The sequence below is a fragment of the Halorussus salilacus genome (assembly GCF_024138125.1).
GTDB lineage: Archaea > Halobacteriota > Halobacteria > Halobacteriales > Haladaptataceae > Halorussus > Halorussus salilacus.
Map to the genome: position 1 here is coordinate 2275655 of NZ_CP099993.1, position 11810 is coordinate 2287464.

The 11810-nt window shown below is 58.7% G+C and carries 9 protein-coding genes; 7 read left to right on the forward strand and 2 right to left on the reverse strand.

Annotated elements, in window-relative coordinates; translation table 11 throughout:
• Nucleotides 1–14 precede the first annotated feature (14 nt).
• Both NGM10_RS11710 and NGM10_RS11715 read right to left on the reverse strand, forming a co-directional pair.
• Nucleotides 15–1367 (reverse strand): nucleotide sugar dehydrogenase, encoded by a 1353-nt coding sequence (locus NGM10_RS11710; protein ID WP_253478953.1) that lies wholly within the window; start codon nucleotides 1365–1367, stop codon nucleotides 15–17.
• Complete coding sequence (locus NGM10_RS11715) at nucleotides 1364–2344, reverse strand: GDP-mannose 4,6-dehydratase (protein ID WP_253478955.1); 981 nt, start codon at nucleotides 2342–2344, stop codon at nucleotides 1364–1366. Before NGM10_RS11715 ends, NGM10_RS11710 begins: the two co-directional genes overlap by 4 nt.
• Nucleotides 2345–2444: 100 nt before the next feature.
• On the opposite strand from NGM10_RS11715, the gene NGM10_RS11720 reads away from it, so the two are divergent.
• From NGM10_RS11720 to NGM10_RS11750, 7 genes are all read left to right on the forward strand, one after another.
• Nucleotides 2445–3740, forward strand: coding sequence for a glycosyltransferase family 4 protein (locus tag NGM10_RS11720; RefSeq protein ID WP_253478956.1), 1296 nt, complete (start codon nucleotides 2445–2447; stop codon nucleotides 3738–3740).
• Nucleotides 3741–3773: 33 nt separating this feature from the next.
• Nucleotides 3774–4901, forward strand: coding sequence for a non-hydrolyzing UDP-N-acetylglucosamine 2-epimerase (gene wecB, locus NGM10_RS11725; RefSeq protein WP_253478958.1), 1128 nt, complete (start codon nucleotides 3774–3776; stop codon nucleotides 4899–4901).
• The gene (locus NGM10_RS11730) at nucleotides 4898–6148 is read left to right on the forward strand and encodes a nucleotide sugar dehydrogenase (RefSeq protein ID WP_253478960.1); all 1251 of its coding nucleotides are present in this window, start codon (nucleotides 4898–4900) and stop codon (nucleotides 6146–6148) included. The genes wecB and NGM10_RS11730 overlap by 4 nt, the downstream gene beginning before the upstream one ends.
• 2 nt (nucleotides 6149–6150) lie before the next feature.
• Nucleotides 6151–7563 carry a sulfatase family protein gene (locus tag NGM10_RS11735; RefSeq protein WP_253478962.1) on the forward strand — a complete coding sequence of 471 codons (1413 nt, stop codon included), beginning with the start codon at nucleotides 6151–6153 and terminating at the stop codon, nucleotides 7561–7563.
• Nucleotide 7564: 1 nt separating this feature from the next.
• Nucleotides 7565–9397 carry an alginate lyase family protein gene (locus NGM10_RS11740; RefSeq protein ID WP_253478964.1) on the forward strand — a complete coding sequence of 611 codons (1833 nt, stop codon included), beginning with the start codon at nucleotides 7565–7567 and terminating at the stop codon, nucleotides 9395–9397.
• Entirely contained in the window at nucleotides 9394–10503 is a 1110-nt protein-coding gene (locus NGM10_RS11745; RefSeq protein ID WP_253478966.1) for a prenyltransferase/squalene oxidase repeat-containing protein, read from the forward strand. Before NGM10_RS11740 ends, NGM10_RS11745 begins: the two co-directional genes overlap by 4 nt.
• Nucleotides 10504–10751: 248 nt before the next feature.
• Nucleotides 10752–11795 (forward strand): glycosyltransferase family 4 protein, encoded by a 1044-nt coding sequence (locus tag NGM10_RS11750; protein ID WP_253478968.1) that lies wholly within the window; start codon nucleotides 10752–10754, stop codon nucleotides 11793–11795.
• The last annotated feature ends 15 nt before the right edge of the window (nucleotides 11796–11810 follow it).

Genomic DNA, 11810 nt, shown 5'->3' on the forward strand with positions numbered 1-11810 from the left:
TGTTCTCGGTCGCCTTACTGGTCGAGTTTCGAACTAACGTGTCCGGTTCGATACGATGTTCTGGACCCGTCTGTCTCGGCTGTTTCGTCACCAAGCGTGACGATTTCTGTACTCCCCTCCGTAGAGACCGCGTCGCGAGTATCGAAGAGGAGCGATGCGCGCTCGGTAATCTCGTGTAGGTCGAAGTCGCGATGGTCGACGAGTAGCACGACGAGGTCCGCCTCCTCCAGCGGGACATCCGCCGTCGACTCGGCAACCGCCAGATCACCGTCGACCTCGTTCACATACGGGTCGACAGCGATGACGTCTCCCATGTCGTCGAGTCGCTTCGAGATCTCGAGCGCTGGCGAACGGCGAGTATCTCCGACGTCGGATTTGTACGCGAGGCCGAGCGTCACGATGGAGGCCCGTCCGGGTTCGATTCCCCGCGTATCGAGGATTCGTTCGATGCGGTTGACGACCACCGAGGGCATCCACTCGTTGATCCGCTGGGCCTCGTCGACCAGCGAGAGCTCGGTCCCGAGCTCGGACGCTCGCCAGGTGAGGAACTGCGGGTCGATGGGGATGCAGTGGCCGCCGACGCCGGGCCCGGGGTAGAACGCCTGGAAGCCGAACGGCTTGGTCGAGGCGGCCGCTATCGCGTCCCAGACGTCCGCGTCGAACTGCTCGGCGAACGCGGTGAGCTCGTTCACGAGCGCGATGTTCACCATCCGGTAGGTGTTCTCCAGCGTCTTCGCCAACTCGGCGGTCGTCGTGGCGTCGACGGGATAGGTCTCGGCCACGAACGACTCGAACATCGTGCAGGCGGCCGAGCGAGCGATCTCGTCGTCCGCGCCGACGATGAGCGGAATCTCCTCGATGGGGTAGTCGCCGCCGGGGTTCAGCCGCTCGGGGACCATCGCCACGCGTGTCCGGTCGGGGTCGAGTCGTTCGTGGAGGAGCGGGGCGACCTCCTCGTTCGTCGCTCCGGGATAAACGGTGCTACTGACGACGACGAGCGTTTCCCTGTCGCCCGCCTGCTCGGCGATGGTCCGGGTCGCCGACCGAATCGCCCCCATCTCGGGTTCGCCGTTCGAAACGCCAGTCGGTACCGCGATAACGTACGCGTCGCAGTCTGCGACGACCGACGGGTCGTCGTCGGGCGTGAACCCCGATTCGAGGGCCTCCGCGAGTCGCTCGTCGGTCACGTCGTCGACGTAGCTCTCGGCGTTCCGGAGCGAGGCCACGCGGTCGGCGTCGATGTCGAAGCCCGCGACGTCGTAGCCCGCGCCCGTGAATTTCAGGCTCAGGGGGAGGCCGACGTAGCCGAGTCCGATGACGCCGACTCGCGCCTCCCGCTCTTCGAGTCGAGTCAGGAGGTCCGTCATCGGGCGGCGACCTCCTCGGCCGTTCGCTCGTCGATTACGTCCGTCAGGATGCGTTCGAGGTCCGCCTCCGGAGCCCAGCCGATGGTCTCGCGGAGCTTGGTCACGTCGGGTTCCCGCTCGTCCGGCTCCTCGAAGCCCTCGCCGTAGGCCTCCTCGAAGGGAATGTGCGTGATTTTAGAGTCGGAGCCAGTGAGTTCGATGACTCGCTCCGCGAGGTCGTTGATCGAGGTCGGGTCGGGCGCACCGATGTTGAAGACCTCGCCGTGAGCCTCTTCGGTGGCGAGGAGCTCGTGCGTGATTTCGACCGCGTCGGCGACGTGGGTGAAGCTTCGGGTCTGGGTGCCGTCGCCGTAGACCGTGAGGTCCTCGCCCGCGAGCGCCTGCTCGACGAACGTCGGGATTACCATGCCGTACTGGCCGGTCTGGCGCGGGCCGACGATGTTGAAGTACCGTCCCACGACGACCGGGAGGTCGTGTTCGTCGTGGTACGCGAGCGCGAGGAATTCGTCTACGGCTTTCGCCGTCGCGTAGCCCCAGCGAGGCGTCGTCGTTGGGCCGTATACTGCGTTATCGCGCTCGCTGAAGGGGACGTCCTCGGACTTGCCGTAGACCTCCGAGGAGGAGGCGAGGAAGACGGGGGTTCCGTCCTCGGCGGCGGCTTCGAGGACGTTCTCTGTTCCCCGGAGGTTGGTTTCGAGGGAGGTAAGGGGGTTTTCGACGATGTGTTTCACGCCGACTGCAGCTGCTAGGTGATAGACGGCATCGGCGTCGGTGACGGCGTTCGCGACGGTTTCGGTGTCGCGGACATCGGCACGGAGAACTTCGACGCGAGTGTCGTCTCGCAGATGTTCGATGTTCGATTCTGTTCCCGTAGAAAAAATATCGAGCAAGACAATTTCTTCGGCAGTTTCCGCAAGTAGCTGGTCGGCGAGGTGAGACCCGATAAACCCGCCTCCGCCAGTGATCAGGTGTGTCATTGTTCGCTCCCAATCACTTGCCCCATATAATTATAGCGAACATTGGCGACGTAGTTGAGAGAAGGCAAAACTCATTATGCCCACTTAGACACTACTTTCTATGGCGGATTCCGAAGATGGCGCTTCGTTGTTGGTCGTTACGCAGTACTTCCCGCCGGAGACGGGGGCTCCCGCATCTCGGTTCGACGAACTCACGAAGCGGTGGTCCGAGTCGGGTAACGACGTTACGGTTCTCACGTCGGCCCCCGACTATCCGGAAGGTGAACTCTACGACGGGTACCAGAACGAGTGGCTCCATCGTGAACGGAGAGATGGTGTTGACGTCGTAATGACTAAGACGTTCCCTGCGTCGAACGTCGGGTTCTTTCGACGTGCGCTCAAGTTCATGTGGTTTATGATTATCTCGGTCCTCGTTGGAGTTCGGCTCGAGAAACCGGACGTGGTCGTTGCAACGTCCCCGCAACCGCTCGTTGGCGTTTCGGGATGGTTAGTTGCCCGGGTGAGACGCGCCAAGTTCGTCTTCGAGGTCAGAGATCTCTGGCCGGAGTCGATCTCCGCAGCAGGTGACGTGGACAACAGATTACTATATGCATCGCTCGAAGCGATATCGTCGTTCCTGTACCGACATGCAGATCGAGTCGTCGTCGTGTCACAAGAGTTCGAGAGATCGATAGTAGCGGCTGGAGCATCTTCGGAAGATATCCTCTACCATCCAAATGGCGTGGACGTGTCGTTCTTCGAAGACGCCAGCGAACCTGAATTTGCTAATCGGTCGCTCTCCGACTACTTCGTCGTATCGTACATCGGGACAATCGGGCGAGCGCACGGATTATCCGTCGTTCTGGATTCGGCGGCGGAACTACCATCCGAGTCGAAGTACGATGATGTTCTCTTTCTGTTCGTCGGATTCGGTGCACAAGCCGAGACACTACAGAGACGAGCCTCCGAACAGGGGCTCGACAACGTCGTCTTTGCTGGCAGAAGGCCGAAGGAAGAAGTTCCCGAATTCCTGTCTGTTTCGGACGTCTCTCTGGTGCATCTCAAGGATCGCGACCTGTTTAGGACGGTTATCCCTTCGAAGATGTTCGAGTCGATGGCTGCGGGCGTGCCGATAGTCCTTGGCGTGAAGGGTGAGGCGAAGCGTATCCTTACCGAGGCAAACGCAGGTGTGACGATGGAACCGGAAGATCCACAGGACTTGACCTCTGCAGTACGGCATCTTTACGACGAGAGTGGGCGCCGGACTGAGTTTGGTTCGAATGGAGCCGACTTCGTCCGAGAGAACTTCGATTGGGACGCCATCGCTACGGAGTACGAACAGGACCTGTTAGTGCTCGCATCTTCTCGTACCGAGGCGTCAGAGCCGAATGTCGGGGAGCCAAATAACACCGCTTAAGTAGTCGTAGTGGCCACCGGGTGCGTAGTAGCAATGGATGACAGCCAACCCGAAGTTACATTCGTTCTAGGCACCCGTCCGGAGATCATCAAGCTCAGCCCGCTTATCCGCGAATGTGAGCGTCGAAACCTTTCATTTAGTATTATCCATACTGGACAGCACTATTCCGACTCGCTTGACGAAGTCTTCTTCAGCCGTCTCGATCTCCCAGACCCGGACCACAATCTCCAGGTTGGGTCCAAGTCACAGGGTCAACAGACGGGTGAGATGATAATCGGAATCGAGCGGATTCTGACGGAGGAACGGCCCGACGTCGTACTGGTTCAGGGGGACACGAACTCGGTGTTAGCAGGGGGAATCGCCACCAGTAAACTGGATATCGCACTCGGCCATGTCGAGGCCGGGCTACGGAGTTTCGACAGGCAGATGCCCGAAGAGATAAACCGGGTCGTCACCGACCACGTCGCGGACTACCTGTTCGCTCCGACGGAAAATTCTCGGGAATACCTTCAGACGGAGAACGTCCCGAATAACCAGATATACGTCACGGGAAACACGATTGTCGATGCGGTTGCGGAACATACGGAACTTGCTGACGAGAAGAGTACGGTGCTTTCAGATTTGGAACTGACCGCTGGTGAGTTCGTTCTCCTGACCGCCCATCGCGCCGAGAACGTTGATGATGAAGCGCGGTTCGCCGATCTTCTGGAAGGTGTCACACGGTTCGCCAAGCAACACAATCTGCCTGTCGTGTATCCGATTCATCCGAGGGCGGAAAATCGACTCGAAGCGTTCGGATTAAGTGTCCCCAACTGGATTCGGTGCGTCGAACCCCAAGGCTTCCTCGATTTCCTAAAACTGGAACAGTCGGCCAGGTTGATACTCACTGACTCGGGGGGCGTTCAGGAGGAAGCCTGTATTCTCGGAACGCCGTGTGTAACCCTCCGGGAAAATACCGAGCGCCCAGAGACGATCGATGTCGAGGCGAACCGACTTGCGGGAACCGATCCGGACAGTATCGTATCTCACGCCTCAGCGATGTACAGACGGAACGATATCTGGAAGAACCCCTTCGGTGACGGAGACGCCGCCGTGCAGATATTAGAGACGCTAGATTCGGAACTCGACCTAGAGACACCACGGGAGGTCAATCAGCTGTGACGGTCTGCGTCCACGGACTCGGATACATCGGTCTCCCGACCGCCGCGGTGTTGGCCAACGCCGGGGAGAGGGTTTTGGGATACGACGCGTCGCAATCGGTTCGAGAGTCGCTCAAGAACGGGACGGTACACGTAGACGAGCCGGGACTGACGGGACTCGTCAAGCGTGAAGTCGAAACGGGGAACCTCGAGGTTGTCACAGAGCCCGAATCTGCGGATGTACACGTCGTCTGCGTGCCGACACCGTTCGACGAGGACCGCAAGGAACCCGACCTCAGTTACGTCGAGCAATGCGGCGAGACCATCGCAGAGATTCTTCGGCCCGGCGACACTGTCGTCCTCGAATCGACTGTTCCGCCCGGAACGACGACCGACGTATTTCGACCGCTCCTCGAATCTTCGGGCCTCGTCGCAGGCGAGGACTTCGGGCTCGCTCACTGCCCGGAGACAGTGCTTCCCGGGAACATACTCACCGAACTGAAACGGAACGACCGGGTAATCGGTGGCGTCGATGCGGCATCGTGTGACGTTGCGATTGCATTGTACGAAACGTTCGTCGATGGTGATTTGCGGACGACCGACGCTACGACCGCGGAGTTCGTGAAGTTGATCCAGAATACCTTCCGTGACACGAACATTGCATTTGCAAACGAGGTAGCGAAGATAGCCGCCGAACACGGGATCGACTCCCGTACCGCCATCGAACTCGCAAACGAACATCCCCGCGTCGGCATTCTCAACCCCGGTCCGGGCGTTGGCGGGCATTGTCTCCCGGTCGACCCGTGGTTCTTAGTGCAATCTTCAACCACGTCGGAACTTATCGAGACGGCTCGACAGGTGAACCATTCGATGATCGACTACGTCATCGACGAACTCGATCAGCGTGTCGATGGACTCGCTGGACGGCAAATCGCCGTTCTCGGTGTCGCCTACAAGGGTGATGTGGACGATGCCCGTCGGAGTCCGGGACTCGATCTCAGTCAAAAGCTACAACAACGAACCGACGGCAGAATCGACGTTCGTCTCCATGACCCACACGTCGTCGATCAGGTTCTCGACCTACAACCGCTCGAACGGGCGCTCGACGGTGCGGATGCAACCGTTATCGTGACCGACCACAGCGACTTCGCGGAACTACGCCCGACGGAGGTCGCCGAGCAGATGGCGGGGACCCTCGTGTTCGATACGAGAGCTATGCTCGACGCCCCGAAGTGGGAGTCAGCTGGGCTCGAAATAGTTCGGATTTGAATATGAAACGAAACGTCGTCTACATTACGGTTGATTCGATCCGGGCCGACCACGTCGGGTACGTGGGATACGACGAACCGACGACGCCGAACATCGACGAGTTGGCTGCAGAAGGAACGACGTACTCACGGACCATCGCCAACGGAATCCCAACATATTATTCGTTCAAATCGTTACTCGGTGGCGTCCACTCGTTGAGTCACAGTCGGGACATCGGACTGCCACAAGACGCGACCTCCATAGCGGAGGTGTTCGAACGAGCAGGATATGAGACCGCTGGGTTCAACGCTGGAAATCCGTGGTTGACGCGGAACTACGGATACCATCGGGGATTCGATACGTTTCGGGACTTCATGACCGATGACGTGGACGAACCCGGAGTGAGCGGAGAGACGTTCGAGCAGTTGAAACAGTATTGCAAAAAAGCGGTCGACGGGAGCGATTGGCTGACCGATAAGCTCGGGTTCGCAGGACGGCTCTTCTGTGCCATCAACGGCCACATCCCCCTCGAAACGGCCGAGACGGTTACGGAGCACGCGACAGACTGGCTTGCTCGGGACGACATCGAGCAACCATTTTTCCTCTGGATACACTACATGGACCCTCACTACCCGTGGGTACCGCCGTCCGAGTATCTGACACCATTCGGTGACGATGACATCTCCACCTACGATATCGGACGGCTTTGGCATCTCGTTGCACACCTCCACGAGAACGACCCGACGGATGTCTCTGAGCGGAATGTCGAGAAAATACGGACCCTATACGACGCGGAGATCCGTCGGACGGATGCGGCTATCGGCCGAGTCGTGGACGAACTGAAGCGACAGGGTGTGTACGACGAGACGGTCATTAGCGTCGCCGGGGACCACGGCACCGAGCTGTACGACCACGGCAAGTTCAGTCACGGTCCGCGAACGTTGTTCGACGAAATTGTCAACGTCCCGTTGGTTCTCAAGGGACCGGGGATTCCGTCGGACGAACACGAGAGGGCCCAACTCGTCGACGTACCGCCTACGCTTGCGAGCAAGGCTGGTCTGTCTCAGGGGCTCATTGCGGAGTTCGAGGGGGACGACCTCTTCGACCGACGCCCCGACGGCGTGACGACGGAGGTGGTGTACGATTACGACCCCGCCTTGGGAAAGAACCGAGACAACGACCTCCTGCAGGCCCGAACGTGTTGGCCCTGGAAACTCGTCAGAAACCTCGAAACAGGCGAAACTCGACTCTATCACCTCGAATCGGACCCCGGCGAGTACGAGGACGTGAGTGAAGACCACCCCGAAACGGTACAAGAACTGGGCAACGAACTCGACGAGTTCCGGCGTAGGGTGGTGCGGCGGAACGAAACGCTGGCCGAAAAGCGGTGGGTCAGAGAGCGACTCGCGACATTGCGGGACGAGGGCGTGGTGTGAGATGACGGGTACCGGACGACCCCGAGAGTTAGTTTTCAAGACGGCGATCAACAAGCGCCCAGTACAGTTGGCGGGGATAATCGAGCGAAAGTTGCGGAATGCGATACTCCCGCAGTTACCGTTCGACTTCGACGCCCGATATGAACAGCGGATACCTGGAACGATACGGCCGACTCCAGACCCGATTCGGGCGAATATCATCACTCTCCACGATGCGCTATCGAACGACGAGCGACGGGAGTACGGACGAAAAGCGGCGGCTTTCGCAGACGGAGACGTCACGTTCCTCAATCGAACGCTGTCGTTCGACGGTCCCAGCGACATCAGCACCGGCGACAATCGGGTAGAGTCGCTTCCGCGGTTGTGGAAGCTGAAACTCGACGCCTTCGAACCGGCGTCGTGGGCCATCTTAGGTTCTCACGATTCCGATGTAACCGAGGAGGTCGGCGATGTCGTCGAAGCTTGGACGGACTCGTGGCTGGCGAGTAATCGAATCGGGAACAGGGAGGGCTATCTTCGCCGCGCGTGGACGCCATACGCAGTGTCGCTCCGAATTATGAACTGGTGTCGGTACTGTGCGTGGCGCGGGCCGCAGGCTGTAGACGAGTCTCTCCTTCGAGCCGTGTACAAGAACGCACTGTTCCTCTCGAATCACGTCGAGTGGGACGTAGACGGCAACCATCTCGTCGAGAACGGGGCCGCACTAGTCATGGCGGGTATTTTCTTCGAGGAGCACGACCAGAACTGGATCGAAGCGGGACTGGAGGTGTTAGAGAGCGTCGCCAGAACACAGTTCTGCGAGGATGGCTGTCACTTCGAGCGAAGCCCGATGTATCATATACTAGTACTGACGCGTCTCCTGACAGTCCTCGACCTGCTGTCTGAAACTTCGCGGGCTTGGCCAGCGAAGCTCGAAGCGACTGCCAGCGTAGCGACCGGATTCCTCTCGGCGATTCGACCACCAGACGGCAGGATACCTCTACTCAACGATTCGGTGTTCGGCGAAGCGTTCGAACTGGACTCCTGTCTCCGATACGCTGACGAGGTCGGGGTGTCTAGTGAGGAGTCTCAGTCGACGCTCAACGGGTCCGGATACTGTTGGCTCGGGGAGGGTGGGGATCGACTCCTGTTCGACTGCGGCGCGTCCGGTCCGTCCCACCTCCTCGCACACGCGCACAACGACGCCCTCTCTGTCTTGGCGTGGGTGGACGGCGACCGGGTTCTGACGGACACTGGATGCTTCGACTACAAACCGGGGAGACGCAGGACAGCGGCCCGAAGCGTCGAAGGACACAACACGGTCCAAGTCGGCGAGAAGGAACCTGCGGACATCGGTCATCGGTTTCTGATGAGCCACCGAGTCGAACCCGAAGCCACGCATGTCGACGGAGACATAGAGGTCGTCGAAGGTCACTACCAAGCCGAAAGTGGGTACTGTCACCGCCGGCGGGTGTATTACGATGACGACTGGTGGCTTGTCGAAGACGAGGTCACGGATACGGACGACCCGATAGTAAGCCGACTCCACGTCCATCCAGCCGTCGAATCGACCGGGACGACCCCTATCGAGTTGTCAAGAGACGGCGTCTCGAGGGGTCAAATCTGGCCCCTCGACGTAGAAGAAATCGACCAGACGACGAGCGAGTACTATCCGCGGTTTGGGGTCGCCGAGACGCGATCCGTGATCGAGTTCACCACTTTCGACGGCGTCTCTCGCTACTTGTTCAGTTCGACACGACGTTCGGAGGTGGAGGTCGAAGCTAACGCCGACGGGACGGGGACGATAGCAATCGACGGCGTAAAGTACGAACTTCCGAGAAAGGAGTCGATATGAACGTACCACCGCTTTTCACCGAAACGATACGGGACATCCGCGGAATCGAGACGACACCGAGAGCCGATAGCGAACACCTCCAGTCGGCAATCCAGTGGCTGTACCGGACGCAGGACGTGACCGACTGCGCTGGCTCGGCTGCGGGATACAATCTGGTTCTCGGTTGGTCCGGTCCCTACCCCGAGACGTCTGGGTACATCGTTCCGACCCTCTACGATTACGCGGAGGCAACGGGGGCGACGGAGGCGCGCGAGCGGGCGCGTCGGATGGCGTCGTGGCTCGTCACGTTACAACTCGATTCAGGCGGGTTTCCTGCTGGCGTCGATCCCGGTCCAGATCCGGAGCCGAGCGTCTTCAACACCGGTCAGATACTTCTCGGACTCGTCCGTGCGTACCGTGAAACAGGCGATGAAACGTACCGTGAGGCGGCACGTCGGGCAAGTGAATGGCTCGTCAGCGTTCAGCACGAGGACGGATACTGGGACCGGTTCGATTACCGCGACGAGATACACGTCTACTGTTCCCGGGTGGCGTGGTCACTACTAGAAGTCTACGAGATAACGGGCGTTTCGGAGTTCCGTGACGCCGCAGTCAACCACCTCTCCTGGGTTGTGAGTCAGCAACGGTCGAATGGTTGGTTCGAGTATTGCGGATTCAGTCCTGGTGAGACGCCCTTCCTCCATACTATTGCGTACACTATCCGAGGACTGTTGGAAGGCGGTGCGCTCCTCGACGATGGAACGTTCATCGATGCCGCTCGGACCGCCGCCGAAAAGCTCCGAACGATTCAGCGACAGCGTGGTCCGCTGACGGGGGCGTACGATTCCAACTGGTCAGGGGCGTCGTATTACTGTCTCACGGGGAACGCTCAGATGTCGGTCGTGTGGTTCCGGTTATCGAACCTCTGTGGAGACGAAGCGTACGGCGACGCCGCCACCGAGGCTCTCCGATTTCTGAAGGCGAAACAACGGTTGACCGGACCAGAGCAAGTACGGGGGGCTATACGGGGATCGCATCCGGTCTGGGGGCCGTACATGCGCCTTCGTTATCCGAACTGGGCTACGAAGTTCTTCGCCGATGCCGTGTTGGCGCAAACCCAAAAGTAAATTCACCCGTGAGAAGAATCTTCGTTCGAGATGGCAGTTGAGGGACCACAAATTGAACTTCCGCAGGAGTTACACGAACAGTGTGCCGCGCATATCAAGGGCACGGAGTTCGAAAGTGTCGACGAGTATGTGGCGTTCGTGTTAGAAGCACTCTTTGAACAGGACAGTGATAACGGAACTGTGGAACGACATACCACTGACGAAGCAACGAAGAAACGTCTAGAGTCGCTCGGATATATCTAATACTGATGACGGGAAAGACAATCCAATTTTATGCACAAGTCGGGGACGAATCCCTTCTCGAACAGACTTCATATTATAAATTCGACATTGAAGTCCTGAGAGAGATAGCCGACGAACACGACTGTGAGCTACGAATTGGAACGTCTCCGAAAGATCTTCTCTCTAGTGCAGATTTATACTTCGCGTGGTGGGGGACCACTGGCATCACTCCAGTCATCCGGTCGAAACTTGCACAGTCACCCAGTATCGTCGTCGCGGGAGGATCTGAAGTCGTCAGTTCCCTCCCCGAAGACCTCCCGATTATGTATTCTTCGAAGCCACTCTGGCAGAAACTTGTTATCCGAACGTGTGTCAACGCGGCGAGCGTTACGATCACACCGTCTCAACACATGGCCGAGGAGGCCAGATCTCTCGGCGTGAATGATCCCAAAGTCGTCCCTAACTGCATCGATACCTCCGTTTACACCCCGAAAGAACCCGACCCGGCGTATCTCCCGTACGAGCCTGACGAATACTATCTCACGATAGCCAAGTACGCGCCGAGTAGCCTCAGTCGAAAAGAGCTGTTTACGCTCCTCGATGGACTCAAACAGGTGGACACGGATTTACCGCTCGTCTTTGCAGGCGGATTAGTTTCGGAGGAAGTCTATGACCGAGTCACCGGGTACGCCGAGCAAATCGGTGTTTCCGACCGAGTTACCTTCCTGACCGATATTTCCAAGCGACAGAAAATCGAGTTGTTACGTGGTGCTCGCCTCTACCTCCAACCCACACTCCACGAAGCATTCGGCGTGGCGCTCACCGAGGCGATGGCGTGTGAGACGCCGGTGGTGAGTACGCGACGAGGTGCCGTTCCAGAAGTTGTCGACGACACCGGCTACTTTGCGGCGGTCGGCGACTCGACAGACCTCGCCTCAACCATCGGGACCGCTTCGGTTGACCCCGAGCGAACCGAGAAGGCAGTTGCTGCTCGCGAACGTGTCGTCGAGAAATTCTCACTTTCCGTACGAAAGGAAGAACTCTCGAAACTCGTCACGACATACCTGTGAAACATACTATTAAAA

Excerpts from the sequence above, each read along its gene's own strand:
- NGM10_RS11710 (WP_253478953.1), bottom strand. The coding sequence starts at position 1,367 with ATGACGGACCTCCTGACTCGACTCGAAGAGCGGGAGGCGCGAGTCGGC.
- NGM10_RS11715 (WP_253478955.1), bottom strand. The coding sequence starts at position 2,344 with ATGACACACCTGATCACTGGCGGAGGCGGGTTTATCGGGTCTCACCTC.
- NGM10_RS11720 (WP_253478956.1), top strand. The coding sequence starts at position 2,445 with ATGGCGGATTCCGAAGATGGCGCTTCGTTGTTGGTCGTTACGCAGTAC.
- wecB (WP_253478958.1), top strand. The coding sequence starts at position 3,774 with ATGGATGACAGCCAACCCGAAGTTACATTCGTTCTAGGCACCCGTCCG.
- NGM10_RS11735 (WP_253478962.1), top strand. The coding sequence starts at position 6,151 with ATGAAACGAAACGTCGTCTACATTACGGTTGATTCGATCCGGGCCGAC.
- NGM10_RS11740 (WP_253478964.1), top strand. The coding sequence starts at position 7,565 with ATGACGGGTACCGGACGACCCCGAGAGTTAGTTTTCAAGACGGCGATC.
- NGM10_RS11745 (WP_253478966.1), top strand. The coding sequence starts at position 9,394 with ATGAACGTACCACCGCTTTTCACCGAAACGATACGGGACATCCGCGGA.
- NGM10_RS11750 (WP_253478968.1), top strand. The coding sequence starts at position 10,752 with ATGACGGGAAAGACAATCCAATTTTATGCACAAGTCGGGGACGAATCC.